This window comes from Sphingobacterium hotanense (assembly GCF_008274825.1).
GTDB classification, from domain to species: Bacteria; Bacteroidota; Bacteroidia; order Sphingobacteriales; family Sphingobacteriaceae; genus Sphingobacterium; species Sphingobacterium hotanense.
On the sequence record NZ_CP030848.1, the window covers coordinates 2,353,344 to 2,379,732 of the forward strand.

Consider the following 26,389-nt stretch of genomic DNA (forward strand, 5'->3'; position numbering starts at 1 on the left):
TATAAATTTTAACTATACAAATGTACGAAGGTGATTACGGAAATGCTACTGCAACACTCAAATAAGACATTAAAACAACTTTTATGTTGGCCTTGAAACAAAGACAAGAAAGAAAGTTCTTAAAGGCCCTTAAAGACAGACAATTTCTGAAAAAACAAAGGCACAGCAATCGATGCTATGCCTAAGCTCACTTAAGTATTTATCAGAATTGACTATTGCTTATTTCTATAGCGCAATTCTAACTCTAGAATAATATCTCTTTTCTTTCCTTCGATAAGGGAAAGATCACCAGCAACGAAAACTCCTTTTTTCCCGTTGTGGATATTTCTAATTCCGTATACGGTTGATTCGTCAGCGGGATCTGTCATGCCTTCATAACGATATAGATAGTCGATCTCATAGTCTCCCGCTTCTACAGACAGCTCGTCAAATTCGATATTAAAATCTACTGTATAGCCTGAGTCCGTAAGATGTTTTAATGCTTCCGATGCTGAAGCGTACTTGTAAGTTGATTTCTCCATGGTATTAATCTTCTTTACATTAAAAACAGCTAACTTTACTTATTGTTTTATCAAAGAAACCACAATATTCATGGCGATCATCCCTCCTACAGCTAAAAACACACCCGCTGAAGCATTCGAACGATTATTAGAAGTACTTTATACCCTGCGTGCTGAGTGTCCGTGGGACAAGAAACAGACGATGGAAAGTCTGCGACATTTGACCATCGAAGAAATGTATGAACTGGCCGACGCTATTTTGGAAAATGATATGCCGGAGATCAAGAAAGAATTGGGTGATATATTGATGCACTTGGTTTTTTATGCTCGCATTGCTGAAGAGGAAGAACAATTCAATATCGTTGATGTATTGAATGCTATCTGCGATAAGTTGATTTCTAGACATCCCCATATTTATAGCGATACGGTCGTAGAAAACGAGGAAGACGTAAAGCAGAATTGGGAAAGCTTGAAACTCAAAGAAGGAAATAAATCGGTTTTATCGGGTGTTCCGAAGAGTCTACCTGCATTGGTAAAGGCCTACAGAATCCAAGACAAAGTTAGGGGAGTTGGTTTCGACTGGGAGGATAAAAAAGAGGTTTGGGCAAAGGTGGAAGAGGAACTTGCAGAGTTCAAGGCCGAATTTGACATCAATCAGGAAGCGATAAATAAAGAACGTGCGGAATCGGAATTCGGCGATCTGCTGTTTTCTTTGATAAACTATGCCCGTCATATCGGCATCAATCCGGAGAATGCGCTGGAAAAAACGAACAAGAAATTCATCTTCCGCTTCAGCTATTTAGAAGAGAAAGCAAAGAAGCATGGTAGAGAATTGAAAGACATGACGTTGGAGGAAATGGATGTATATTGGAATGAGGCCAAAAGCGTAAAATAATATCTTATTACGCATTCTTTTTGATAACTTTAAGCGTACCAAGGTTTCCCAATATGAATTACTTCTTCAAGTTTCTTAAATGGTTAGCAATCTCTCTTGTTAGCCTTGTTCTCGTTTTGCTTATTGCTATGTATGCCTTTGGGGTAGATTATATATTAAAAGGTGTTTATGTCATCTATATGCAGGGTCATCAGACCGCCTATCTCGACGATTATCGCTATTTCGACAACCATAAGATCGACGCTGGCACCCCACAGTCTTGGGCAAAATCTACCGCTTACAACTCCGTCCCGCTGACGGATTCCTTAAAACGCATTCACGAACGTTGGGGATCTGTTGCCTACGTCATCATCCATCAAGATAGCGTTTGGTTCGAGGAATACTATGGAGGCTATTCAGACAGCTCAAAATCCAATTCCTTTTCGATGGCGAAAAGCATTACTGCTGCTCTTTTAGGAAAAGCACTGGAAGAAGGAAAAGTGAGCAGCCTGCAGCAAAAGGTGAAGGATTTTGTGCCCGAACTGGCTGGTCCATTCGCTGAGGCCTTGACTATGGAAAATTTAGTCTCCATGAGTTCGGGCATCACTTGGGATGAGAGCTATTATAATCCCTTCTCCATTACTACCCGATTATACTTCGATAAGGATATTCAGGGCGCCATTCCTGCACTTCCTGTTGACAAACAACCTGGTTTGAAGTTTATATACCAAAGTGGCGATACGCAGATGCTCGGAATCGCTTTACAACGCGCTACAAAATCTACCTTGAGTGAATTGATGTCCACTTACTTCTGGAAGCCGATGGGCGCTGAACATAGCGCTATCTGGCAGGTGGATAGTGAGAAATACGGAATTGAAAAGGCCTATTGCTGCATTGCCAGCAACGCCAAAGACTTTGCGAGATTTGGAAAACTATATCTAAACCATGGTCGATGGAACGGACAGCAGTTGCTTGATTCGGCTTATGTTGCCAAATCGATACAACCTAGATATCCCGAGTCACCACAGTATGGCTATGGTTGGTGGATGGGCCAATATAAGGATAAACGTTATTTCTATATGGATGGGCATTTGGGGCAATATGTAATCGTGGTGCCGCAAGATGAACTGATAATCGTACGCCTCGGTCATGGCATTGATAAGATTGGCCGAAATAACCCTCAATCTTCTTTCTATAACTTTATCGATCAGGCTTATCAGATGCTAGGGTCTCGTATTCAGTAGGATTAACTTCGGCTTTTAGCGAAATACCGAAAGTTTCATACCTTTGTTGCAATGAAAAATTTTGCAGCAATCTTTGATATGGATGGCGTTATCGCACATACTAATCCATATCACGCCAAAGCCTTTGAAGTATTTTTTGATCGTCACAAGATTTCTTACAACGAGCAGCAGTTTGAACAGCATATGTATGGCAAGCATAACAGCTATATATTTTCCCATTTTTTCGGGCGTAAGATCTTGGGTGAGGAACTGCTGAGCTTAGAAGATGAAAAAGAAGGCTTGTTCCGTGAGATTTATAAATCGGAGGCGAAATCCCTTCCCTATCTGCAAGAGTTTCTCACAGATCTTAAAGAACACGATTTTAAACTTGGAGTGGCGACATCGGCGCCTCGCGCAAATATGGATCTTATTCTGGATGCACTTGCGATCCGCCCATTTTTTCAATCCACTTTAGGCAGTGAGAATGTCAGTTTGCATAAGCCACATCCGGAGGTTTATTTGAAATCAGCAGCTAATTTGGGCGTAGATCCACACCATTGTATGGTTTTCGAAGATTCTTTTTCAGGCGTTACGGCAGGTTTGAACGCGGGGATGCAGGTTGTAGGCGTATTGAGCTCGCATAAGCAAGAGGAACTGCCTGTATGTACAAGCTATATCCCTCATTATAAACATATCGATGCTAAACAAGTGCTCCATATGATCCATTCTTATGTGGGATAATGCATTAGCATTAATACCATCACCGATGGGCTGGGTACTTTATTTTTTCTGTGCCATGCTTATCGGTACCTCAAAAACAGGAATCCAAAATGTTGGCACCCTGGCGGTACCCTTATTCGCCCTGCTATTTGGTGCGAAATATTCTACCGGTATTGTTCTCATTCTGCTGTGTATTGCTGATTTAGTTGCTGTTATTTACTATAGAAAGCAATTCAACTGGTCGGAAGTCAAAAAACTCCTGCCCTTTGCCGCTATAGGTTTGATCATCGGACTAATCGTTGGCGATTATATAGATGATCGAATCTTCAAAATTTTAATGGGCGCCTGTATTATCCTAGGCGTTGGAATCATGCTCTGGGGCAATCGGCAAGACAAAATAAACCAAAGTACAGAATTCACCAAGAAATGGTGGTACTCGCCTTTATTTGGACTTATAACCGGTTTTTCAACCATGATAGGCAACGCAGCAGGCCCAACCTTAACTGTTTACCTCTTCTCCAAGAAACTGGATAAATACACCTTGGTCGCAACCGGCGCCTGGTTTATTATGATCCTCAACTTTTCAAAAATCCCTCTCCAATTATTCGTCTGGAAGAATCTTTCCTGGGAAGGCTTCGTCCTTAATCTTTTAGCTATCCCCTTTATATTGCTAGGCGGCTTTATAGGAATCAAACTCGTAAAAATACTACCCGAACGAGAATTTAAAATCGTGATCCTAAGCCTAGTGGTGTTATCTGCTTTGATGCTTATTGTTTTTTAGATAGGAGACATTAGATTTTAGATATTAGAGCACTGCGACCGCTTTATTTCCGATCTTATGTTGCCCATATTTTCAATCGTTGGTTTAGAAAAATTTTTCTGAACCGGCAAAGGAAGGATGCAAGGATTAGCAGGATTGCGGAATATGACTGGATAATATATCACATTTATTATAATCTTTTGTCTCCCCTTTCTAACCCGTTTGCGAGCGCTTCTGAAAGGGTTATAGAAGGGCTTTGAAAGGGTTATGAAAGGGGAATGAGTAAACGCAGAGTAGATACTAATCCTTCCTTTCTCCGTTTAGAAAAATAAGAATGTAATATTTTGAATTAGGAAAGTGAGGATAAATTGTTTTGAACCAGGAAAAAAAGGATTTTAGGATTGGCAGGATCAGATATCCGCCATAGGTCTAAATACTAACTACTAAATACTAACTACTAACAAAAAAGCCGTTCTCTTCGAACGGCCCTTTTTGTTTATTTATTCTGTTTCTGGAACATCATTTGTTTCCGGTGCCTTATCGATCAATTCCATGAATTGGTCTAACTTCGGCGTAATAATAATTTGTGTTCTACGGTTTCGAGCTTTTCCTTCTGGCGTACCGTTGCTGGCGATTGGGTTATATTCACCGCGACCACCGGCAGTTAAGCGTTTAGGATCTACTCCGTAGTTGTTTTGTAATGCTTGTACAACAGAGGATGCACGCAATGTACTTAAATCCCAGTTGTTGCGGATATTCGCTTTATTAATCGGGTCGGAGTCCGTATTACCCTCGATTAGCACATCGTAATCTTTGTAATCTTGAATAATCTTGGCGATCTTCGATAGGGTCTCTCCTGCTTTATCAGAGATTTCGTAGCTACCGGATTTGTAAAGCATATTATCCGATAAAGAGATGTAAACAACACCTTTTAATACTTGTACATCAACATCCTTCATTTCTTCACGGCTCAATGAACGCGTTAAGTTGTTTGTCAACACCATATTAAGCGAGTCGCTTTTCGCTTTGGTATTTACTAAATGTTGAATGTATTTGTTGGATGCGTTGATCTCGTCTACCAGTTTAGAGATATTCGCATTTCCTTGGGAAGTATTGCTGATACTGTTGTCTAACGTAGCTTGCAATCTTGCTAGAGCCTCTTTTAGCGAAGCATTGTTCTTACGTTCCTGTTCTAGCTGATCCTCTAAGCTTTTTACTCTTGAACGACTTTCTGCTAGATCTACTTGACTTTTTTGATATAGCTCAGCAAGATCCCTATGTTGCTGTTCTAATGCTTGGTGCGTTTTCTTACTTACCCCGCAAGAGGAGATAAATAAAACGCTCAACAAGACTAATGGAATACTTATACGTTTGATCATAACTTGATATATTAAATTCTTATTACGTCTAAGATAAGCAAAAGCGGTGCCTTTTATATCAAACACTTTATTTAATATCGATAAAAGACAGGTTTTCAGCGTTACACGCCAGTGTTTTCGTTAATCAGAAGGTGAATGGGGTTAATTGTAAGGCTAATCTGTAACCGTGTCCTATCCGGATTCGGAAAGCATTACTCTCTGCGAGGGGTCAGTTTCCTTAAATTTTTCCATAAAATGGATTAAAAAATATGCTAGAGAGGCCATGAATAAAGAAAAAAACAAGAAAAAATGAGCGAAAAAAACGGGTTAAAAAATTAATCAGGCTCATTTTCAGTACGGTATCAAATAAGTTTTGGAGAGAGAATAAAAATTTCTACTTTTGTCGCGGAGAGTTGGCAGAGTGGTCGAATGCGGCGGTCTTGAAAACCGTTAACTGTCACAGGTTCGGGGGTTCGAATCCCTCACTCTCCGCAGAAAAAGCTTCAATCGAAAGATTGGAGCTTTTTTGCGTAGTGAGGGTTCGGACCTTGCGCCGGCCGGGGTTCGATTCTGGAAGGTTCAGGGTTGAGTATGGGGATTGCGGGGCTGAACCAATCCCTCACTCTCCGCAGAAAAAGCTTCAATCGAAAGATTGGAGCTTTTTTGCGTAGTGAGGGTTCGGACCTTGCGCCGGCCGGGGTTCGATTCTGGAAGGTTCAGGGTTGAGTATGGGGATTGCGGGGCTGAACCAATCCCTCACTCTCCGCAGAAAAAGCTTCAATCGAAAGATTGGAGCTTTTTTGCGTAGTGAGGGTTCGGACCTTGCGCCGGCCGGGGTTCGATTCTGGAAGGTTCAGGGTTGAGTATGGGGATTGCGGGGCTGAACCAACCCCTCACTCTCCGCAGAAAAAGCTTCAATCGAAAGATTGGAGCTTTTTTGCGTAGTGAGGGTTCGGACCTTGCGCCGGCCGGGGTTCGATTCTGGAAGGTTCAGGGTTGAGTATGGGGATTGCGGGGCTGAACCAATCCCTCACTCTCCGCAGAAAAAGCTTCAATCGAAAGATTGGAGCTTTTTTGCGTAGTGAGGGTTCGGACCTTGCGCCGGCCGGGGTTCGATTCTGGAAGGTTCAGGGTTGAGTATGGGGATTGCGGGGCTGAACCAATCCCTCACTCTCCGCAGAAAAATCCTTCATCGCAAGATGAGGGATTTTTTGCGTAGTGAGGGTTCGGACCTTGCGTCGGCCGGGGGTTCGATTCTGGAAGGTTCAGGGTTGTGTATGGGGCTTGCGGGGCTGAACCAATCCCTCACTCAGGGACAAAGACCCTTTCCGGATCGTCAAAAGAAATCGTTCCTTCGACAAAATATGGAATTCCCATATAAATAAGTTGTTTACCCTTTCCTTCTAGATACTTACCATCCTTCAACAATATCGCGAATGGCACCCTTTTCTTCTCTCGCCATTTGTATGGCCTATAGTTATAATCTCCTACTAGGGTGTCTCCTTTTGCATTTCCTTGAATTTCACCAGAAACAAAGAAACCGCCCGGCCCGGAACTTGTCATTTCGCCATGGAAACGAGTTGGATAGGTTGTGATTCTAATTCGGGTTGTATCTCTTCCATCAATAAAAATATATTGTTTCTCGTTGTTTTGAACCTCCTGCTTATTGGTGCAACCGTTTTGAAAAAGTAATACAATTAAACTATACAAGAGTATTGATAAATATTTCGAACCCATCATTTACGCGCCTATGAAGATTTTGAATTATACGAAAATGCTGAAGCGATATTATTTTCTTGAATATGGATCCAGCAGTTTCCAAAGATAAAATAAATGAGGATGGATATGTCAACGTTTCATTTTTTGGAAACGTTTTGAAAATAAACTAATTTTCAAAAAACTTTTATTATGAAATTACACTATCTATTACTCATAATGGTCACCCTGTTTACAAGCTGTTCTGGTCCGACAGCGCCCAGCGATCCTATTCCCACTCACGAAACTTTCACAATCAATTCCTCACAGGTTGGCGAAGTTAGGACGATCAATGTTTGGGTGCCGGACTCCTATAACGCCGGTCAAGATTCCTTAGCGGTGATGTATATGGCGGACGGCGGAATCAAGGAAGATTTTCCTCATATCGCGAATACCTTAGCAAAACTTGTCAAAGAAGAGAAAATAGAGCCTTTGATTCTGGTTGGAATCGAAAATACCGAACGCAGAAGAGACCTAACTGGATTTACGGAAGTAGAAAAAGATAAAGAGATCGCCCCTGTAGTAGGCGGGGCGGATAAATTTAGAGCATTTATAGCGAAGGAACTATTCCCCGAGATCGATAAACGCTATCGAACAACCTCTGAGAGAAGCATTATTGGGGAGTCAGCATCGGGTCTTTTTGTGATGGAGACATTTTTTCTAGCTCCAACTATGTTCACTAACTACATTGCTTTTGACCCCTCACTTTGGTGGAATAATCATTATTTGGTGGGAACGGCCAAGGATCATCTATCTAAATTTCCCGAAGACGGAAAAAGAATCTGGTTTGCCGGTTCCGGTGCGGAGGATATTTCAACATTCACGAAACAATTAGCTGACATTCTCGAAAAGGAGAAATCGTCCAATATCCAATGGCATTATGCTGATGAACCTAAAGAAAGCCATGCGACTATTTTTAGAGCAACGAAAGAGAAAGCTATTTTGTGGACACTTAATCCTAGTAGATAAGATAATATTCTATACTCACGATTCCTTTTCACACATTAACAGTTTTATTTTCCACAACAGAACAACTGTATTAATATTTTAACTAATATTACATTGTATTTACAATGAATTAAGTTTTATATAAATGGAGAAGTTTGAATTATTCGAAAATGAGCGGGCAACAGCATACGATAGTTTCGTCAAGAACTGGATACCAAACTATAATGTTTTCCTCAATATGATCCCACATCTTTTCAACGATTCGACAAATGATAAACTATTAGCAGTCGGTTGTGGAACAGGAAATGAGATTTTGGTACTCAAGCAGAATGGTTATAATGGCTCAATTATGGGCATTGACCCCTCCCCAGAAATGATTGCTCAGGCCACTCATAAGTTAAAAGACTATGAAGATATCGTACTGAAAGAAGTCTTGGTTTCTCAACTGACCATAGATCATCAATTTAATGCTGCAACACTGATATTGGTGCTTCACTTCCTGAAGGATGATGGTGACAAGCTGGATTTACTTCGCGATATTTCTATCCGATTAGAGCCGAAAGCTTTATTGATCATGCTAGATATTACAGGAAACGACATGGAAATCAGAAAGAATTTAGAGATCCTCGAGCAACTGCTTCCTCCCGATATGGATCAAAATGAAATTGCTAAACGCTTGGACCGCATTTATCGTGAGCTACACCATGTCTCGGAACAAAGGATAATAGAGCTTTTTACTGAAGCCGGATTCGAAGAGCCGACCAAGTTCTTTCAGAGCACAATCTACATGGGTTGGACGGCAAGAAAGAAAAACTAAAAGGTTACTGATTGGCAAAATCCCTCGAAAACTGATCAGCAGTTTGAGAGTCGAGATGGCTTCCGGAATGGATCACAACTTGATACTTAAACACTGCGGACTCGCCTTTTGCGAGTTTATATTTCAGTTCTTCTTGGCCTTTGCTAAACACTCTTTGACCGAGAGGGTTAGCTGCAAATAAGCCATACCCTCGCGCAAACCAATAGCTTGGATATCCAACGTTTTGGGGATGATCTAGGATAATAAGACTTACTTCTTCTTTATGGATGACCCCGTTCAACATTGCCCAACGACCTCGAGTTCCAAATACATCATCCCCTACTTTCCCTTCGCTGCTGTAATAAACACCTGTAACTCCCTGATTATCGACCCTAGCTACGGAATCTTCTATCCCGTAGGCGTCCGTAAAGGTCGTTTTCTGCATATAGGATTGCTCCAGTTCTCTTGCCACTCGAATGGCGAGTAATCCTTCTTTATTATCATCAAAGTTAACATCTCGCAAAGCATTCAAGCTAACACGAATGCTAATCATAATTTGCCCTTCCTTAGAAACTTGGAATTTATAAGTACATTCTTCACTCAATAGAGGTTCTGACGTTGGGAACAGCCAGAGTTTCGAAACTCGAAGCAACGCACTATTGTTGCTGGCCGCAATGCTATTCACCTTCTGATGAACGATAGCACCATACTTCATTCTTTCATTTGGCGATCTAGATGTGGAGTTATTCCAAAAATCTAAACCATTGACATCACCATAATTAAACCAAAGCCCCATTTGATGAGGATGGTCAGTCCGTTCGTTGGCACGAGGCTCGATTGGCCATCCTCTAGTAACAAAATTTCCATTTTTTGTCATCAAAGGAAAAAGTATTGGTTTTTTCAAACTATCGGCATACATGTATGAGGTATAGCGCTTTCCATCCAAAAGAATGTCAACACGTTGGCTGGCAGGAACCTCAATAATGGAGAACCTTTCTGCTTTTGTATTTCGGTTCTGCAGGCTTTTAGATGGCGCACATGAGTTTAGTATCACACATAGTATTAGGAGTATGTTTAGAATATTCTTCATCAATGCTTTTTAGAAGTAGTAGCTACCTTTCTTTGCTATCAAAGATATGAAACGGCAATTATTTAAAAATTCAGAGCTTTAGTGAGTCCAAGATATGAAAAACAATCTCTCGAATATTTCAATTTATTGTGCAATTTTTAAACAATTATTTGCTTGGATAACCTGGATTTTGAACAAATTGATCCCGATTAGTCACTTTATCCAATTCAGATTGAGGAACAGGTCGCAGTACATGAATATCTTGTACTCCGACAGCATCAGGATTAAATGCCTTTGATCTTTCCGCCAACTTATGAGTCCGTTTCAAATCAAACCATCGAAGCATCTCGCCCCCTAGTTCTCTTGCTCGCTCATCAAGCAGAAAATCTAATGTAATGTTAGAGGCGCTGACAGGAAGAGATGTAGAAGTCTTTCGTGCTCTTTCTCTTAATTTGTGGATGTAGTTCGCTGCCCCTGCTTTATCATTCAAATTGTATGCGCATTCAGCTGCATTTAAGTATATTTCTCCTAAACGCAATATGATGACGTCCTTATGCGAAGCTTCCTCTTTTGGCACTTTTCTCGACGGATCTAAATGTTTAGTCATTGTATGGTGCCAACTTCTCGCAGCAGGTTTTGGAGTACCATTGGCATCATAAATATGGTTTAAGCCATCAATAGCAATACCACGCTTAGCATAAGCCTGAGCGGTGGCTTCATCGACATCGTATAAAGGTTTAAAAAGCACGGTATCCGTGGGTTTTCCATCCTTGAAAGGCACACCGTAATCACTCTCCGATTGTGTACTTTCATTCCAGAGTGCTCTCCAAACGGTTTGAATTGTTCCCTCGGTCCTCTTATCTTCAGAAGCGTTAAACAATTTTAAAAAGTATCTCGTCATCATCGCATGTCGGTATTCACGTCCATAATAAATGGAGTGTCCATACATTCTAGGTACGATTTGTCCGGTTCTGGCAGAACGATTATAATTTCCTACCCAATATCGATGTAAACCATGTCCTCCAGTCGACAAATCGCTTGTGTTAAATTTATCCTCTGCAGAGAACTGAACAGCCCAGATTGTTTCAGCGTTGCCTTCATTCTTCACGTCGAATATATCTTCGAAATTAGGCAATAAACTGTACTGATAGTTATTGATGACATTGTCGGCCAGTTGCTTGGCTTCCGTGTAAAGTTTCTCTTTGCTATCATATCCCGACGCAGTAATCACGGTCTGATTATATCCAGCTAAAGCCAATAAGATGCGGGTTTTCATTGCATCCGCGGCAGGTTTTGTTAGGCGTCCGCGTTCGGCAGAACTAAGCGGCAGGTCCACTATCGCAGTGTTGATATCACTTAAGATGCGCTTGTAAAATACTTCAATAGGCTGTTGATTACCATCAGTAAGTATTGAATTGGTAGATTTTTCAGCAAAATGTGCTCCTGTCCCCCAGCTTTCTACTATCATCAAATTGAACCACGCTCTAAAGAAACTCAGCTCTCCTCTAACAGTTTCCGAACCATTAAAAGCTACAGTTTCCAAAGACTCTAATCCAAAATTCATGTTGTTGACTCCAGCATATAGGTGTCGCCAAAAAGTAGAAAAAGCTCCTAGCGTAGGCATGTTACTGGTATTACCAGATCCAATTTCTATTGCATCGACGCTGTTCACTGAATAGGTCGTAATATCAGAAGGGTAGACACCAGTAAATCGTAAATCCTCAACTATATTCCGACACTGAAAATATTGAGAAATGGAGAGGTTTTTCAACCCACTTTCAGTTGCCAAAAATGTTTCGTTGATCATACCTTTCGGTTCTTCTTCTAATATTTTGCTACAAGAAATAGTGGAACCGATAAGAATAGCAAGGCAAATATTAAAGCTTATATATTTATTTTTTTTCATGTCAATACTTTTATAGAGTTAAGTTTAATCCCAATACAAAAACACGATATGCAGAATAATCGAAATTTGGCGATTGAGGATCCAGGTCTTTATCTTGCTTATATAAATAGAAAGGATTTCTAGCACGACCATACAAATTAAGTGTTTTGAAAGGACCAACTTTTTCGCTAAATGAATATCCTAAGGAGATTTCTTGAACATTGATGTAACCTGCTTTACGGATACCAAAAAGATTTGCTCTCTGTTCTACGGCACGGTTTAGATACGGGTATTCGCCACTCGGATTATCTGGTGTCCAATAATTACCGGCTAGAGCCTGTGGTCCCCATCTTGTACCATCATAGAATATATTACCTCCAAGCATGCTGCTCTCTACAAGATGGCCAAATTTACCCTCCAAGGCGATAGCAAGGTTAAAACCTCGATAAGTAAAGCTATTTCTTATGAAGCCTCCAAATTTTGGAGACGTCTGGCCCAATACTACTCGATCGTGATCAGATCGATTACCCCGTCGTTATTGACGTCTCTAAGTTTTGGATCTCCAGGTTTTCTTTGATAAACCGCTGCTGCGTCCTTTTCTTCGGATTGCCATATTCCTAATTTATCGTAATCATAAAACACACCGATAGGAGAACCGATAAACCACTTATTTCCAACCATATCCTCGTCTGTCAAAAGACTGACGATTTTTTCTCGATTAGTGTAGAAATTGAGAGTTGTACTCCATGAAAAATTATCTCTAACGATATTGTTTGAAGTAACCATCGCTTCGAAACCTGTATTACTTGTACTACCAATATTTTGGAAAACGCTAGCTGGAGACGATCCAACACCTGATGAGCCAGGACTTTCAGATCCTGAAAAATCTGGTAAGCTTCTCTTCATTAGTAAATCCGTTGTTGCTGTTTTGTAAAACTCTAAGGTTCCACTAAGGCGATTGGACCAAAGTCCGAAGTCTAAACCAAAATTATAAGTACCAGAATACTCCCATCCCAATTCTTTATTTACCAAACCTCCCAACTTGTATCCATAATAGGTTTTTTCTCCAAAGTTATAAGTCGCTTGCATTGTATTGGCTAAAGTTGAATATGGGGCAATTGCGGAATTACCAACCACACCGTAGCTTCCTCTTAACTTTAAAGAGTTCACTATTTTCGAATCAAAGAATTCCTCCTCGTTGATTACCCAGGCTGCAGACACTGCCGGAAAATAGCCCCATTTATTCCCATCCGCCAACACAGAAGAACCATCTGCCAACACAGAAGAACCATCTGCTCTAAAAGAGAAATTAAGGAGGTATTTATTAGCATATCCATATTGAAATCGTCCAAGTAGCGAACCAAGTGTCCATTTTTCATAATCACTTCCAATCAAGATATTTTGGGTTGCAGAATTGAGATTCCAATCTTCAAGTTCCTCACCTGGGAATCCTTCTCCCGATGCAAAGAAACCGTTAGTTTTCTGCTGCTGATAACTAACAACGAAAGTTCCATTATAACTGTGCTTACCAAAGGTTTTGTCGTAGCTCAATATGTTGTCCCAAAGGATTCCAATCCGCGATTCGTCAGCCTTGCGAGCGTAATCAGCACGACCATAACGTAACGTGGTCATTGATCCATAGTATTCACGACGTTTCTGTTGTGCTAGATCAAGTCCGAAATTAGATCGAAGCTTAAATCCATCAAAAAAACTGTACTCTGCATATAATACGTTAAAGCTTTTAATGTAATTATCGTTATTGATATATGGTTCTTGGTAGTTTGCCAGTATATTCCAAGCCGCCGTTTGCTGCACTGAAGGATTCCATATCATATTACCTTCTGCATCGTACGGTGTGGCCGTTGGATTCATATACAAAAGATTTACATCAGGCGCCCAGAATAAATTTCGATCGCTATTTGAAAGACGAGACGACAATCCGATTTTCAACTCGTCATTGATGCGATGGTCAAGATTGACACTTAAATTGTACCTTTTGAAATCATTTGTCTTATAATAGCCTTCTTCATCACGATATCCTGCTAAAATCATCATTTGTGTTTTCTCTGAGCCGTGCGCAACACTAATGTTATGTTCTTGGTTCATGCTTTGCTTTCTATACATAAGATCCTGCCAATCGACAAACTGCCCACCTTTAACAATTTCAAGCTCTGCAGGTGCGAATACATCCTCGTCTTTCGGAATCCCTGATTCCCAGCCATTGTTATGGCTTGCTCTAAAGACGTCTCTTCGAAACTTTACATACTATTCGCCGCTCATCATATTCGGAAAACGGGCCCTATTCATCCCGACATAGGTATTATAAGAAATTGAAGTTGGGCTATTTGCTTTTGCACGTCGCGTAGAGACCAACACCACACCATTAGCACCTCGGCTTCCATAGATAGCCGTGGATGCAGCATCTTTCAATACTTCCATAGACTCTATATCATTCACAGGAATATCATCAATTGAGTTTCTTGGAATTCCATCGACAACATAACGAGGTTCATTACTTGCATTCAAAGACCTGTTACCGCGAATGCGGATTCTTGGCGCCGACCCTGGAGAGGTAACAGCACCAATGTCGACTCCAGATATTTTCCCTTGAAGCGCTTCCAAAGGATTTCCTGCAGGAATGGTATTCAGATCTTTCGCATTAACTGATGCGACAGCTCCGGTCAAGTCCCTTTTCTTCATTGCGCCGTATCCAACTACAACAACTTCCTCAAAATCTTGAGTCGTTGCTTCTAGGGTAATTGTTAAAAACGACTCGGATGGAGCGATGTTGATTTCTTTTGAATTATAACCGACATTGCTAATTTGTAAAACTTTAGCATCAGATGATGCTTCCAAAGAGAATGACCCATCATTTGCTGATAAAGTTCCTGCACCTGCAATATCTTTAAGTTTAATACTTACTCCTTCTAGGGCATTTCCCTCCATATCTGTAATCTTCCCACGAATTATCCTCTCCTGGGCGAAAGATAAAAAGCCGATCATCATGAACAATACAACGATGGGCACTCCTCGAAAGTTAATAGTTCTTTTTATCATAATTGTTTTATATCGGTTAGCTAGGTTGCAACTGTACGAATTCGTTACAGTAATTTAATTTAAGGAATCTTATCCTTTAGCATACAGCATAGTTCGCACAAAATCTACGCAATCGATACCGGCAACGATTGCATTAGTGAGTGAAGTTCTCGCTAATTTTAATTATCTTGTTATAATCAACCACTATAATCTATGTATAAGCCAATTACGATCAAGGATATTGCTCAAGCATTAGCTATATCGCCATCTACGGTATCCCGAGCATTAAGCGATAGTTATGAGATTAATGAAGAAACCAAGAAGCGTATTATTCAATATGCCGAGAAGCATATGTATAAAAGGAATCCCAACGCATCAAGTTTGCGTCGAGGTCGGAGTTATACTATCGGCGTCGTAGTTTGCGAAGTCGCGAACAGCTTTTTCTCACAAGTAATAAGCGGAATTGAATCTGTTGCGTATAGTAAGGGCTATCATGTGATCTTGTCTCAAAGCCACGATTCGTACGAAAGAGAGGTGCTGAATATTCAACATCTAGCAAACAGTTCGGTTGATGGTCTGCTGATTTCAATGTCAGCAGAAACAATGGATTTCTCTCATATAGTCGATCTTCATACGCGAGGTTTACCATTTGTATTCTTCGATAGGATTATCAATGAATTCGAAACTCATACGGTAACTGCAAATAATAAAGAAGGAGCAAGACAGGCAACACAGTCATTAATTGACAGAGGGTACAAGAATATTGCTCACTTAGCCAACGCCCCACATCTATCTATCACTAAAGAACGATTAGAAGGTTTTAAGCAAGCACTACAGCAGAATGATCTACCCTTCGATAAATCGCTGGTTAGATACTGCGTTTCTGGAGGAAGGAATCAGCAAGAAATTGAAGAAGGAGTCGGTTATTTATCCAATCATGATAGAGAGGTGGATGCAATATTTGTTGCAAGTGACCGTCTCAGTATGGGTTGTATTCAAGCGTATCATCAGGTAAAACCTTTAGACCCTCCCCCTGCTATTGCCGGCTTTTCAAATTCTGACACCCTTAATATGTTATATAGAGATTTTACCTGCATTCGGCAACCAGCTTTTGAAATGGGGCGTGCGGCGATGGAAAAGCTTATCCACCTAATTGAAAGCCGACATCCCGTTTATTCTTTTGACAAAATCGTATTGGAAACAGAGATGATAATTAACTAATATTCGTTTCTTCCAAAATATAAATGCCATTGTAGCTGTTCTGGGAAGATGGACTGAGCGCATGCCAGTACCAATAGGAATTTCATTGATCATAAATTAAGCTAAGATAGCGCGTTCTAAGATGGTAGAATCGTTTCGGAATATCTTAAAAAATCAAAAAATCCCTAACAATAACTCATCCCTCTTGTTATATCCTTAGGATCAAGGAAAATCAACTTGTGATAATCGCGATTTGAAATCCTTTTACTAAACCCCAATAAACTATGGCAATTAAAGCAGAAAAAGACCCGAAAATCAGTAAGGATATCAGAGCATTTTTGAAAGAATTAAATAGTTCAGGTGGCAAGCCTATGGAAGAAATGACTCCTGAGGAAGCTCGAAAAGTACTTGAAGATGCACAGAAATCCGTTGAGGTAGATGTATCTGGTATTATAGAAAAAGAAATGGAGATCAGCAAAGACGGCTTAACCGTTAAATCTATTGTGATCAAACCAAGCGACAAGAAGGACGAAAAGCTACCAGTATTTATCTTTATCCATGGTGGTGGCTGGGTATTGGGCGACTATCCGACTCACAAGCGGTTAGTTCGCGATCTTGTGGTGCATTCTGGCGCTGCGGCTGTATTTGTTGACTATTCTAGATCGCCGGAAGCAAAATATCCAACAGCGATCAACGAGATATATGCTGTAACCGAATGGGTTGCTGAGCATGGCGATGAAATCGGCGTTGATGGCAAAAATCTCGCTATCGCGGGAAATAGTGTTGGTGGTAATATGAGTGCGGTAACCTGTTTAATGGCGAAAGATAAAGGCGGTCCTGCCATCAAGTTTCAACTGTTGTTATGGCCGGTTACTGATGCGGACTTCAATCGCGCTTCATTTAAAGAGTATGCGGAAGAGCGTTTCTTAACGGCCAATATGATGAAGTGGATGTGGGACAATTATCTCCCTGAGGAGGAAAAACGAAAGGAATACTACGCAACACCTTTCAATGCTCCACTCGACAAATTAAAAAGCCTACCTCCTGCTTTGGTTCAATTAGCAGAAAACGATATCCTTTATGATGAAGGACTGGACTATGCACGCAAGCTAGATGAAGCGGGCGTCCCAACATTAATACAAACCTTTAATGGTTTTATCCATGATTTTGGACTTCTTAATCCGCTAGACCATATCCCTGCAGTAAAATTCGCGACAGAATTAGCGGCGCTGGGCCTTAAAAAAGCCCTCTTTGGAACGAAATAGAGCGCGGTTAGGACGATAAGACTGATCGTTAGCTTAGATTAGATAGCACCGCCGAGGAAAGAATTCCGTTCAGGAATCCCGGCTGTGCTATTTTATTTTGGAAGTTTTTCTTTTCAACGGTTATTAAGAACTTTAATACGAAGGACGTTTCAATGTAAGCATGAAAGTTTTTTACGCAATTGAGGCTAGTAAATACGATTAATAAATTAAATTAGTAATAGCTATACAAAACATCCCAAAATATTTAAGCCATGCTGACCAATATACATCCCAAAATCCCAATGCGAGATATGCGTATCAGTAAAGCATTTTACATCGATCAACTCGGATTTAATCAGGTTGGTGGAGATTATGAAGGCTATCTGATGATTAAAAAAGATCAGATCGAGCTGCACCTTTTCGAGTTCAAGGAATTAATTCCAGAAGAGAACTACCGTATGATCTATGTCAGAACCGACAATATTGACGCATTATATCAACAGTATCTCCAAAAAAACATAAGTATCCACCCCAACGCGCCTTTGCAGCAAAAACCTTGGGGCAAGGAATTCTCCATCCTCGATCCAGATTCTAATTTGATAACTTTCGGAGAGCAATAAACTCCTTAGCGACATTCAATCCAAAATTGTATATTTAATCATTACAGATTTAACCCTTATACAGAATTTATCAGAACTCATTAAACCTCGCTAAGCAATTCTTGAAATCACTACCTATATATAGCATACTGCAGGGTTTAATCGCGCTAGTTTGGCTTATCAATGGACTTCTATGCAAAATATTGAACCTAGTGCCGAGACATCAGCAGATCGTCGAGCGCATTTTGGGAGAACCCCATGCCCGACTCTTAACCATTTTGATCGGCATAGCTGAAATTATGATGGTAGTGTGGATACTTAGCAGATGGAATGCACGATTATGCGCCATCACACAGATTGTAGTCATTGGCGTAATGAATATCATCGAATTAATACTTGCAAAAGATCTATTACTTTGGGGAAGACTGAACATCGTTTTCGCATTTGCCTTTATGGTATTAATCTACCTCAAGGAATTCAGACTAAAACCTACGAAGAACAACAGTAGCTCATGATTTCGCTAAAGAATCACCACTTCGCTGTCGAGGCGTTTTTCGAACGCTCGCTGGTGCTTACTTTCGCAGTTCCTAAAGATGAATTAAGCGAAACCATTCCGCCCTGCTTAAAATTGGACGTATATGACGAGCAATGGGCGTTCATAGCCGTAGCCATGGTTCAGACAAAGAACTTAAAACCCAAAGGTTTTCCAAAAATATTTGCTAATGATTTCTTCCTGATCGGATACCGCATTTTTGTCAAATATCGCGATAATCGCGGAAGGACACTTCGTGGTCTTTATATCCTAAAGTCTGAAACCGACAGTAAGCGAATGGAATTCCTTGGCAACATCTTTACAAAGTACAGTTACACGACAACCGACATTCAATCTATCCATTCCGACCAACAAGAAACTATTTTTTCGGATAAGTCGAAGTTCTCCATCAGCATCGCCCATACCGACACGGAGATTCCGCTACCTACTGGTTCAGTATTTAAGTCCTGGAAGGAAGCGCGGCGGTATGCCGGTCCGCTACCATTCACTTTTAGCTTTGACGCGGCAAAGAAGGAGGTTCTAATTATCGAAGGCGTGAGAAAAGATTGGAATCCGAAACCTATTGCAGTAGTAAAGCATCAGCTCGATTTCCTCGAAAAGCTATCATTATCCCAATATCAACTAGCAAACGCATTTGCCATTTATAATATACCCTACTATTGGAAGAAAGGAAGAATAGAGAAATGGAAGTAAGCAGAACGGCATTTCAAGGCATAAAGAATATCATTCGTTTCAACTGGCATTTCTATGTTATCGCCGCTGTCAGCATTCTGCTGTTGATCGCCATTAGCCAGTTTCTATCGGGTATTCTAGTATATTTCATCTATGCAACAATTGGATTTACCATGCTCGGTATTCTCGCGTCGCTTGCTGTCTCCTATTATGTATACGATTATTCAGATCTCTATCAGCTTCACTGGATTGAAAAGGAAAACCCAAAACAGATACTTAGTGTCAATGCGGGGTTCGATGAAACGTCTGATCTGATCAAGAACAAGAAACCAAATACCACCTTAAGCATTATCGACTTCTATAATCCAAACAAGCACACGGAAGTATCGATAAAACGAGCGAGAGAAAGATATCCATCTCCGAAAGAAACCATTTCGGTAGAAACGGATAAATTGCCCTTTTCAGATAAAAGATTCGATCTAATCTTATGCGTTTTATCCGCACACGAAATACGGGATCAACGAGAAAGGACGAGGTTTTTTAAAGAGCTATCGCGCGTATTAGCTACTGAAGGGAAATTAATGGTCACGGAACATCTCAGAGATACAAATAACTTCTTAGCATTTCAAATTGGATTTTTTCACTTCTATAGTAAAGCCAATTGGACAACAGTGTTCGAAGAAGCTGGATTAAAGATGAAAGAACTCCATAAGAATAATCCATTTATTTCAACATTTATTCTTACACATTAGTCTATAATGGAAGTACATATCAACATCGTCGGGGCTCTCTTAATAATGCTTGCTACTATACATATCATCTTTCCTCGTTATTTCAACTGGAAAAATGAACTTGCGGGACTAAGCCTGATCAACCGGCAGATGATGCAGGTCCATACTTTCTTTCTTGCCTTCATCCTCTTCTTGATGGGAATTCTATGTCTGTCATCAGCAAGTGATCTCGTGTCAACCTCACTCGGAAAGCGAATCTGCCTAGGCTTTTCGATATTCTGGGGCCTCCGCGTGCTCTTTCAGTTTTTTATCTACTCTCCAAAACTATGGAGGGGAAAAGTAAAAGAAACAATCATTCATATCTTATTCACTTTGTTGTGGATCTATTTTACCCTTGTTTTCCTTTTTGTATCGATATGAGGGAAAAAGCATATCGATTCCTACGCATAATCAGCAATTTTTCGTAAATTCTAGACCATGAAGAAAGAGATCATTTTCGATGGTTTTGCCATACACAACAAGAAGTCATTGTTTGAAGAAATCAACCGTGCAATTATGAGCGATGAAGACTGGGAAATTGGCGAAAGCCTAGACGCCATCAATGATATTCTTTACGGCGGTGTTGGAAAAATCAAAGGGAATGAACCTATCCGATTGATATGGAAAAACTTTGAAGCCAACAAGGAACTATTCGGAAAAGAATTTACGATAGACTTTTATAAAGAAAAATTGAAGCACCCCGAAGTATTTGATACGGAAAGCATACAAGCAACGCTTGATGAACTAGAGAATGGAAACGGACAGACTTATATGGACATCCTCTTAGAAATTATTGCCGATCATCCGAACATCGAATTAGTCAAAGCCTAGTTCAAAAACTGCATTCTCATTCTCCAGCTTCTGCCCGATTTCGACTATTGAGTCGACTGAACTAATTAACCAAGCATATAGATAACCTCTATTTAACATCTAAAGATTCAATAGGCAAATCCTATACTTTAAGCCTAATCTATAATTATTCTTTGCGTTCTTTTTGGTAATTTTAATCAAGCGATTACAAAAGAGGTACGCAACAATCGTTAATGCGCTTATAATGACCAAATAAGACACAATGAATAAAAACATTCAATAGAAAATTACACAAATGGAAAACGGATCAAACGACATCAGCAAATGCCCATTTCATAATGGCAGTATGAACAAAATTAAGGTTGCAGGTGATGGCACTTCCAACCAGGAATGGTGGCCCAATAGACTAAAAATCGAACTCCTTCGCCAAAACTCAAATGTGTCTAATCCAATGGATGCTGACTTTAATTATGCGAAAGAATTTGAAAGTTTAGATTTAGCAGCAGTAAAAAAAGACCTTCATGATTTAATGACCGACTCTCAGGACTGGTGGCCTGCGGATTTCGGACATTACGGTCCCCTATTTATCCGTATGGCATGGCATAGCGCCGGAACTTATCGTGTTGGCGACGGTCGTGGGGGTGCAGGAGCCGGACAGCAACGTTTTGCACCTTTAAACAGCTGGCCAGATAACGTAAGCTTAGATAAGGCACGTCGTCTATTATGGCCTATCAAACAAAAATACGGCAAGAAAATCTCCTGGGCCGATTTATTGATCCTTACTGGTAACGTCGCATTAGAATCTATGGGCTTCAAAACCTTTGGTTATGCCGGCGGTCGTGAGGATGTTTTCGAACCGGAATTAGATGTATACTGGGGATCAGAGAAAACATGGTTAGGGGGCGACGTCCGCTATTCACATGGATCTGAAGGCGTCGAAGAAGCACACGGCGTACTTTCAGCAGACGATGATGCCGACGGAAAAATTCACTCCAGAGACTTAGAAAATCCGCTAGCAGCGGTGCAAATGGGTCTTATTTATGTAAACCCAGAAGGTCCGGATGGTAACCCGGATCCACTTGCTGCGGCAAAAGATATTCGTGATACCTTTGGCCGTATGGCGATGAATGATGAAGAAACCGTAGCATTGATCGCTGGTGGTCACTCCTTCGGTAAAACACACGGTGCGGGTCCTGCAGACAATGTAGGTAAAGAGCCAGAAGCAGCCGATATGGAACTGCAAGGTCTAGGTTGGAAAAGCAGCTTCCGCTCTGGCGTTGGTGCAGATGCCATTACAAGTGGATTAGAAGTAACATGGACAACAACTCCGACCCAATGGAGCAATAATTTCTTCGAGAATCTATTCAGCTATGAGTGGGAATTAACTAAAAGTCCTGCTGGTGCACACCAATGGGTAGCAAAAGATGCAGAAGACGCCATCCCTCATGCATTCGACCCGAACAAAAAGCAACGTCCAACGATGTTGACAACAGATATCACCCTTCGTGTAGATCCTGAATTCGAAAAGATCTCGAGACGCTTTTACGAAAACCCTGATCTATTTGCAGATGCATTTGCACGTGCATGGTTCAAATTAACGCACCGCGATATGGGACCATCGTCTAGATACTTAGGTCCTGAAGTACCTACAGAAGAGCTGATTTGGCAAGATCCAATCCCTGCAGTAAATCATCCACTGGTTAATGCAGATGATGTCGCAGCATTGAAAGCCAACATCTTGAATTCAGGATTAACGATTGCCGAGATGGTATCGACAGCATGGGCGTCAGCTTCTACCTTCCGCGGTTCTGACAAACGCGGTGGAGCTAATGGCGCACGTATTCGCTTAGCACCTCAGAAAGATTGGGAAGTAAACAATCCTGCTCAACTGCAGAAAGTATTGAATACCCTAGAAGGAATCCAAACTGCTTTCAACAATGGACAAGCCGATGGTAAGAAAGTGTCTTTAGCTGACTTGATCGTCCTTGCAGGTGCTACCGGTATTGTAGAAGCAGCTAAAAGAGCAGGCGTACAGATTACTGTTCCATTCACTCCGGGACGTATGGATGCCAGCCAAGAACAAACGGACATCGAATCCGTAGGTTATTTAGAGCCTATTGCTGATGGTTTCCGTAACTACAAGAAAGCTAGATATACGGTATCCACTGAGGAATTATTAATCGACAAAGCACAGTTGTTGACTCTAACAGCTCCTGAATTGGTTGTGTTATTGGCAGGTATGCGCGTATTAGAAACTAACTACGACGGTTCTAAGCATGGTGTATTCACCAATAGACCTGGTCAATTAACTAACGATTTCCTTGTGAATTTATTAGACATGAATACTGCATGGGAAGCCGTTGGTCCAGACAAAGAGCTATATCAAGGCAGAGACCGCAAAACTGGCGCTGTAAAATGGACAGGAACACGCAACGACCTATTGTTCGGATCGAATTCCGAATTAAGAGCAGTTGCAGAGGTTTATGCTTCAGCAGATGCTAACGATAAATTTGTTAAAGATTTCGTTGCAGCATGGCACAAAGTAATGAACGCTGACCGCTTTGATATCAAAAAGTAGCTTGTAATATAATTTTCATAATATAATTTTTTGTAATTAAAATGGGCTGTACCGTCAAAAGATGGTACAGCTTTTTTGTTCCTAACTGGTTTGGGTGAATGACTATGTAGACCCAATGTTTAACCATTGTTTAGCCCTTTGGAAAGGGTTCTGAATTGGTTATACAGTGGGTTTGAAAGGGCTTTATATTGGGACTGAGTTGAATTGAGATTTGAGATGATAGATATTAGATATAAGAGTTTGGTGTCTTGTCCTTTCCTTTGGTATAAATAGTGGTCTTGAACCAGGAAAGGAAGGATTTAAGGATTGTCGGGATCGGGTATGGTGTGTGATGAAGGATGCAAGGATTATCAGGATCACGTTGAAAGAAAAAAAGTGGCTGTTTCTGAACCAGGAAAAAAAGGATTCAAGGATTCTCAGGATCGGGTATGATGTGTTTCTACGCATTGGCGTCTATGCAGTTTTGAACTATATAGGTGGTAATTATGACGAACCGCGTAGGGACGTTTCACTAAACGTCTCCTGATACGTACGCTATCACCCTCGTCATGCGACGCTATTCTCGATCCTGATAATCCTTGAATCCTTTTTTTCCTGGTTCAGAATAGTAGTTAGTAGTTAGTACTTAGTATAAAGACCTATGAAGTCCGATCCTGCCAATCCTTAAATCCTTCCTTTCCTGGTTCAGAATAGTAGTTAGTACCATCTCCGTTCCCAGGGATCTCTTCCTGCAACACCTCTTCCCCTTCCAGATCAAAGTAAGTACAAGTATATTCTTCCAAATCCACCTTCCAGGAAGCAATTCCATTGACAGCGCACATTTTCACAAAGTATGGAAAATCTGTTTTTCCTTCTTGATGCTCTTTTAGTTCCTTTGCAAATTGCTGAACATTTAAGTTTTCGTTGATATTTAGGGGATCATATTTTACGGGCGAATTTGCTTTAAAAGGTTCTTCGCCATAGTAAACCTCTACCCCATTGCTTACCAGGAAATCAAAGGCGGTTACACCTAATTCTTTGATTTCCTGGATGTACTTAGGGAAGTCAGCACCCGTTTTTACTTTCGCATGAGCGTCATCAATTTGTTGGATTGTAAACATTTAGTATGTGTGTGATTATCTTTCTACCAGTTCCTTTACCTCTTCGCCATACATATCAACTTTCAGCTCTTTCACTTTAAACAGTTGCGACCAGCGGATAAAGGTTCCGATGAAAACAATTCCCATCAACAGCATGGCTATTCCGGCAAGGCTCGCCAATAGGTATTGTTCATTTGGCAAATATATGTCTTTCACCTGTACATAGCCCGCCCAAAAAGTGATGATTGCCATAAATATTCCGGGGATAGCGGCGCAGAGCGCGTATTTCTTCCTGTTCATACGAATCAGCATCGTTGTACAAACGATCAGACCGCAGGCAGCAAGCAATTGATTTGATATCCCGAATAATGGCCATATGCTGCTTACGTTGCCCGTATACACCAGATAGCCCCAGGAGAAGGTGAAGATAGCACTACATAGAATAACACCAGGCCACCAGTTCTTATCTTTAAATGCTGGAATTACTGAGCCAAGCATTTCCTGAAGGAAGAAACGTCCGACACGTGTTCCGGCGTCAATGGCTGTTAGAATAAATACCGCTTCAAACATAATCGCAAAGTTGTACCAGTAGGCCATGACGTTGTCCATAAACGGAACCTTGTCGAAGATATGCGCCATACCCACAGCAAGAGAAACGGCTCCTCCCGTTCTTCCATGCAGATCAATACCGATTCGGTCGATAAAATGTTGTAAATCCACTGCATGTAATTCCGGATGCATGGCTAGGAATTGATCGTAAGCAGCAACAGGTGTATTGATTGCAAAATAATCTCCAGGCATTAATGTACAAGCAGCAATTAGAGCCATTAATGCGACAAAGCCTTCTACCAGCATCGCACCATAGCCTACAAAAAGTATTTCACGCTCATTGCCGAGCATCTTCGGTGTTGTACCGGTAGCAATAATAGCGTGAAAACCGGAGATAGCACCACACGCGATCACAATGAAAATAAACGGTAAAACCGGCCCCCCGATAACTGGGCCACCACCATGAATAAAACTCGTAAAGGCAGGCATCTGAATGGTTGGAGCAACAAAGATAATCCCTACGGTCAACATCAATATGGTTCCGATTTTGAGGTAAGTAGATAGATAATCGCGTGGCACTAAAAGCAACCAGATTGGCAATACCGATGCGAAGAAACCATAAACAGCTATAGCAATAGATATGGTGCCGATGCTCCAATTGAACAGGTTCGCGATGGCAGGCATCTCCATCAAGTTATGTCCTGAAATAATACCGACAATTAAAAGTACACCGCCTAAGATACTGGCAAACGTTACTGAACCTTCTCTATAACGCATGATGAGCCCCATAATAATAGCAATTGGCATCGTTAATATAATGGTAAATAGGGACCATGGCGCTTCGTGCATTGCCGAAATACAAGCAAGGGATAATCCCGCAAGGGTTAATATCAAGATAAACAATACAGCAAGTCCGGCAATTGTACCAATAGGTTTAGAGATTTCCTTAGATGCAATGGTCGCTAAGCTTTCCCCTTTATGCCTTACGGAGGCGAAAAGAACAACCATATCGTGCACACCACCCCCCAATACGCAGCCGATCAATATCCATAAGGCGCCTGGCAGATAACCGAACTGCGCGGCTAAAACGGGTCCTACAAGCGGTCCTGCGGCAGCGATGGCAGCGAAGTGGTGTCCGAATAATACCTTTTTATCTGTTTTTACATAGTCTTGTCCATCGGCAAACTCGACAGCGGGTGTCGTAATTTTAGCGTTTAATCGCAGCACCTTATTGGCAAGAAAGATTCCATAGAATCGATAGGCAATAGCAAAAATAAGCAGCGAGGCAAAGATCAATGTCAGCGCATTAATCCCATTTAAGTCGATCATAATTTTTCTTTTTGGTAGTTCAATTACAAAAATGGAGAGCAAACGGTTTAGGTAAAGCTCTCCATTGTGGTCTAAATTTAAG

Annotated in this window: 24 protein-coding genes and 1 tRNA gene; 15 read left to right on the forward strand and 10 right to left on the reverse strand. The window is 41.0% G+C overall.

Translation table 11 applies throughout. The features are described 5' to 3' along the window. Positions 1 to 212 precede the first annotated feature (212 nt). Complete coding sequence (locus DSM08_RS09775; protein ID WP_187773825.1) at positions 213 to 521, reverse strand: hypothetical protein; 309 nt, start codon at positions 519 to 521, stop codon at positions 213 to 215. Between the two features lie 70 nt (positions 522 to 591). Here DSM08_RS09775 and mazG point away from each other — a divergent pair, with 70 nt between their 5' ends. The 4 genes from mazG to DSM08_RS09795 are packed head-to-tail and all read left to right on the forward strand — an operon-like array spanning position 592 to position 4,098. Then, positions 592 to 1,395, forward strand: coding sequence for a nucleoside triphosphate pyrophosphohydrolase (gene mazG, locus DSM08_RS09780; RefSeq protein WP_149525981.1), 804 nt, complete (start codon positions 592 to 594; stop codon positions 1,393 to 1,395). 53 nt (positions 1,396 to 1,448) lie between these two features. Beyond that, a complete protein-coding gene (locus DSM08_RS09785) occupies positions 1,449 to 2,618 on the forward strand; it encodes a serine hydrolase domain-containing protein (protein ID WP_149525982.1) in 1,170 nt (389 codons plus the stop codon). Between the two features lie 51 nt (positions 2,619 to 2,669). Further along, positions 2,670 to 3,338: an HAD family hydrolase gene (locus DSM08_RS09790; protein ID WP_149525983.1), complete on the forward strand. Its 669-nt coding sequence runs from the start codon at positions 2,670 to 2,672 to the stop codon at positions 3,336 to 3,338. Further along, a complete protein-coding gene (locus DSM08_RS09795) occupies positions 3,328 to 4,098 on the forward strand; it encodes a sulfite exporter TauE/SafE family protein (protein ID WP_149525984.1) in 771 nt (256 codons plus the stop codon). Before DSM08_RS09790 ends, DSM08_RS09795 begins: the two co-directional genes overlap by 11 nt. 479 nt (positions 4,099 to 4,577) lie before the next feature. Here DSM08_RS09795 and DSM08_RS09800 read toward each other — a convergent pair whose 3' ends face one another. Next, positions 4,578 to 5,456 (reverse strand): OmpA family protein, encoded by an 879-nt coding sequence (locus tag DSM08_RS09800; protein ID WP_149525985.1) that lies wholly within the window; start codon positions 5,454 to 5,456, stop codon positions 4,578 to 4,580. A 386-nt stretch (positions 5,457 to 5,842) separates the two neighbouring features. Here DSM08_RS09800 and DSM08_RS09805 point away from each other — a divergent pair. Further along, positions 5,843 to 5,927: transfer RNA gene (locus tag DSM08_RS09805), tRNA-Ser, on the forward strand. Between the two features lie 813 nt (positions 5,928 to 6,740). Here the strand turns inward: DSM08_RS09805 and DSM08_RS09810 are convergent. Continuing rightward, positions 6,741 to 7,175: a hypothetical protein gene (locus DSM08_RS09810; protein ID WP_149525986.1), complete on the reverse strand. Its 435-nt coding sequence runs from the start codon at positions 7,173 to 7,175 to the stop codon at positions 6,741 to 6,743. A 168-nt stretch (positions 7,176 to 7,343) separates the two neighbouring features. Here DSM08_RS09810 and DSM08_RS09815 point away from each other — a divergent pair, with 168 nt between their 5' ends. Both DSM08_RS09815 and DSM08_RS09820 read left to right on the forward strand, forming a co-directional pair. After that, the gene (locus DSM08_RS09815) at positions 7,344 to 8,159 is read left to right on the forward strand and encodes an alpha/beta hydrolase (RefSeq protein ID WP_149525987.1); all 816 of its coding nucleotides are present in this window, start codon (positions 7,344 to 7,346) and stop codon (positions 8,157 to 8,159) included. Positions 8,160 to 8,283: 124 nt separating this feature from the next. Beyond that, positions 8,284 to 8,955, forward strand: a complete 672-nt coding sequence (locus tag DSM08_RS09820) for a class I SAM-dependent methyltransferase (RefSeq protein ID WP_149525988.1) — start codon at positions 8,284 to 8,286, stop codon at positions 8,953 to 8,955. 4 nt (positions 8,956 to 8,959) lie between these two features. On the opposite strand, the gene DSM08_RS09825 is transcribed toward DSM08_RS09820, so the two are convergent. The 5 genes from DSM08_RS09825 to DSM08_RS09845 form a co-directional block, all read right to left on the reverse strand. Then, on the reverse strand, positions 8,960 to 10,024 hold the full coding sequence (locus DSM08_RS09825; protein WP_149525989.1) for a DUF6807 domain-containing protein: 1,065 nt from the start codon (positions 10,022 to 10,024) through the stop codon (positions 8,960 to 8,962). A gap of 145 nt (positions 10,025 to 10,169) precedes the next feature. Continuing rightward, the gene (locus tag DSM08_RS09830) at positions 10,170 to 11,909 is read right to left on the reverse strand and encodes a RagB/SusD family nutrient uptake outer membrane protein (protein WP_149525990.1); all 1,740 of its coding nucleotides are present in this window, start codon (positions 11,907 to 11,909) and stop codon (positions 10,170 to 10,172) included. 10 nt (positions 11,910 to 11,919) lie between these two features. Continuing rightward, complete coding sequence (locus DSM08_RS09835) at positions 11,920 to 12,309, reverse strand: hypothetical protein (protein ID WP_149525991.1); 390 nt, start codon at positions 12,307 to 12,309, stop codon at positions 11,920 to 11,922. 80 nt (positions 12,310 to 12,389) lie between these two features. Next, positions 12,390 to 14,093 carry a SusC/RagA family TonB-linked outer membrane protein gene (locus DSM08_RS09840; protein ID WP_149525992.1) on the reverse strand — a complete coding sequence of 568 codons (1,704 nt, stop codon included), beginning with the start codon at positions 14,091 to 14,093 and terminating at the stop codon, positions 12,390 to 12,392. Between the two features lie 60 nt (positions 14,094 to 14,153). Beyond that, positions 14,154 to 14,945 (reverse strand): TonB-dependent receptor plug domain-containing protein, encoded by a 792-nt coding sequence (locus tag DSM08_RS09845; protein WP_149525993.1) that lies wholly within the window; start codon positions 14,943 to 14,945, stop codon positions 14,154 to 14,156. 192 nt (positions 14,946 to 15,137) lie between these two features. On the opposite strand from DSM08_RS09845, the gene DSM08_RS09850 reads away from it, so the two are divergent. From DSM08_RS09850 to katG, 8 genes are all read left to right on the forward strand, one after another. Continuing rightward, positions 15,138 to 16,145, forward strand: a complete 1,008-nt coding sequence (locus DSM08_RS09850; protein WP_149525994.1) for a LacI family DNA-binding transcriptional regulator — start codon at positions 15,138 to 15,140, stop codon at positions 16,143 to 16,145. A gap of 263 nt (positions 16,146 to 16,408) precedes the next feature. Then, the gene (locus DSM08_RS09855) at positions 16,409 to 17,389 is read left to right on the forward strand and encodes an alpha/beta hydrolase (protein ID WP_149525995.1); all 981 of its coding nucleotides are present in this window, start codon (positions 16,409 to 16,411) and stop codon (positions 17,387 to 17,389) included. Between the two features lie 251 nt (positions 17,390 to 17,640). Continuing rightward, complete coding sequence (locus DSM08_RS09860) at positions 17,641 to 17,988, forward strand: bleomycin resistance protein (protein ID WP_149525996.1); 348 nt, start codon at positions 17,641 to 17,643, stop codon at positions 17,986 to 17,988. Between the two features lie 101 nt (positions 17,989 to 18,089). Continuing rightward, positions 18,090 to 18,482 (forward strand): DoxX-like family protein, encoded by a 393-nt coding sequence (locus DSM08_RS09865; RefSeq protein WP_149525997.1) that lies wholly within the window; start codon positions 18,090 to 18,092, stop codon positions 18,480 to 18,482. Continuing rightward, positions 18,479 to 19,213, forward strand: coding sequence for a DUF2071 domain-containing protein (locus DSM08_RS09870; RefSeq protein WP_149525998.1), 735 nt, complete (start codon positions 18,479 to 18,481; stop codon positions 19,211 to 19,213). The genes DSM08_RS09865 and DSM08_RS09870 overlap by 4 nt, the downstream gene beginning before the upstream one ends. Further along, positions 19,204 to 19,944, forward strand: coding sequence for a class I SAM-dependent methyltransferase (locus tag DSM08_RS09875; protein WP_149525999.1), 741 nt, complete (start codon positions 19,204 to 19,206; stop codon positions 19,942 to 19,944). The genes DSM08_RS09870 and DSM08_RS09875 overlap by 10 nt, the downstream gene beginning before the upstream one ends. Before the next feature lie 456 nt (positions 19,945 to 20,400). Beyond that, entirely contained in the window at positions 20,401 to 20,793 is a 393-nt protein-coding gene (locus DSM08_RS09885) for a barstar family protein (RefSeq protein ID WP_149526001.1), read from the forward strand. 274 nt (positions 20,794 to 21,067) lie between these two features. Beyond that, entirely contained in the window at positions 21,068 to 23,350 is a 2,283-nt protein-coding gene (gene katG / locus DSM08_RS09890) for a catalase/peroxidase HPI (RefSeq protein WP_149526002.1), read from the forward strand. A gap of 638 nt (positions 23,351 to 23,988) precedes the next feature. Here the strand turns inward: katG and DSM08_RS09895 are convergent. Both DSM08_RS09895 and DSM08_RS09900 read right to left on the reverse strand, forming a co-directional pair. Beyond that, positions 23,989 to 24,450: a DUF1398 domain-containing protein gene (locus DSM08_RS09895; protein WP_149526003.1), complete on the reverse strand. Its 462-nt coding sequence runs from the start codon at positions 24,448 to 24,450 to the stop codon at positions 23,989 to 23,991. 15 nt (positions 24,451 to 24,465) lie between these two features. Further along, a complete protein-coding gene (locus DSM08_RS09900; RefSeq protein WP_187773828.1) occupies positions 24,466 to 26,307 on the reverse strand; it encodes a carbon starvation CstA family protein in 1,842 nt (613 codons plus the stop codon). Positions 26,308 to 26,389 lie beyond the last annotated feature (82 nt).

What these genes read in the sequence shown, in the direction of transcription:
- DSM08_RS09775 (WP_187773825.1), bottom strand. Translation starts at nt 521, where the DNA reads ATGGAGAAATCAACTTACAAGTACGCTTCAGCATCGGAAGCATTAAAA.
- mazG (WP_149525981.1), top strand. Translation starts at nt 592, where the DNA reads ATGGCGATCATCCCTCCTACAGCTAAAAACACACCCGCTGAAGCATTC.
- DSM08_RS09785 (WP_149525982.1), top strand. Translation starts at nt 1,449, where the DNA reads ATGAATTACTTCTTCAAGTTTCTTAAATGGTTAGCAATCTCTCTTGTT.
- DSM08_RS09790 (WP_149525983.1), top strand. Translation starts at nt 2,670, where the DNA reads ATGAAAAATTTTGCAGCAATCTTTGATATGGATGGCGTTATCGCACAT.
- DSM08_RS09795 (WP_149525984.1), top strand. Translation starts at nt 3,328, where the DNA reads ATGTGGGATAATGCATTAGCATTAATACCATCACCGATGGGCTGGGTA.
- DSM08_RS09800 (WP_149525985.1), bottom strand. Translation starts at nt 5,456, where the DNA reads ATGATCAAACGTATAAGTATTCCATTAGTCTTGTTGAGCGTTTTATTT.
- DSM08_RS09810 (WP_149525986.1), bottom strand. Translation starts at nt 7,175, where the DNA reads ATGATGGGTTCGAAATATTTATCAATACTCTTGTATAGTTTAATTGTA.
- DSM08_RS09815 (WP_149525987.1), top strand. Translation starts at nt 7,344, where the DNA reads ATGAAATTACACTATCTATTACTCATAATGGTCACCCTGTTTACAAGC.
- DSM08_RS09820 (WP_149525988.1), top strand. Translation starts at nt 8,284, where the DNA reads ATGGAGAAGTTTGAATTATTCGAAAATGAGCGGGCAACAGCATACGAT.
- DSM08_RS09825 (WP_149525989.1), bottom strand. Translation starts at nt 10,024, where the DNA reads ATGAAGAATATTCTAAACATACTCCTAATACTATGTGTGATACTAAAC.
- DSM08_RS09830 (WP_149525990.1), bottom strand. Translation starts at nt 11,909, where the DNA reads ATGAAAAAAAATAAATATATAAGCTTTAATATTTGCCTTGCTATTCTT.
- DSM08_RS09845 (WP_149525993.1), bottom strand. Translation starts at nt 14,945, where the DNA reads ATGATAAAAAGAACTATTAACTTTCGAGGAGTGCCCATCGTTGTATTG.
- DSM08_RS09850 (WP_149525994.1), top strand. Translation starts at nt 15,138, where the DNA reads ATGTATAAGCCAATTACGATCAAGGATATTGCTCAAGCATTAGCTATA.
- DSM08_RS09855 (WP_149525995.1), top strand. Translation starts at nt 16,409, where the DNA reads ATGGCAATTAAAGCAGAAAAAGACCCGAAAATCAGTAAGGATATCAGA.
- DSM08_RS09860 (WP_149525996.1), top strand. Translation starts at nt 17,641, where the DNA reads ATGCTGACCAATATACATCCCAAAATCCCAATGCGAGATATGCGTATC.
- DSM08_RS09870 (WP_149525998.1), top strand. Translation starts at nt 18,479, where the DNA reads ATGATTTCGCTAAAGAATCACCACTTCGCTGTCGAGGCGTTTTTCGAA.
- DSM08_RS09875 (WP_149525999.1), top strand. Translation starts at nt 19,204, where the DNA reads ATGGAAGTAAGCAGAACGGCATTTCAAGGCATAAAGAATATCATTCGT.
- DSM08_RS09885 (WP_149526001.1), top strand. Translation starts at nt 20,401, where the DNA reads ATGAAGAAAGAGATCATTTTCGATGGTTTTGCCATACACAACAAGAAG.
- katG (WP_149526002.1), top strand. Translation starts at nt 21,068, where the DNA reads ATGGAAAACGGATCAAACGACATCAGCAAATGCCCATTTCATAATGGC.
- DSM08_RS09895 (WP_149526003.1), bottom strand. Translation starts at nt 24,450, where the DNA reads ATGTTTACAATCCAACAAATTGATGACGCTCATGCGAAAGTAAAAACG.
- DSM08_RS09900 (WP_187773828.1), bottom strand. Translation starts at nt 26,307, where the DNA reads ATGATCGACTTAAATGGGATTAATGCGCTGACATTGATCTTTGCCTCG.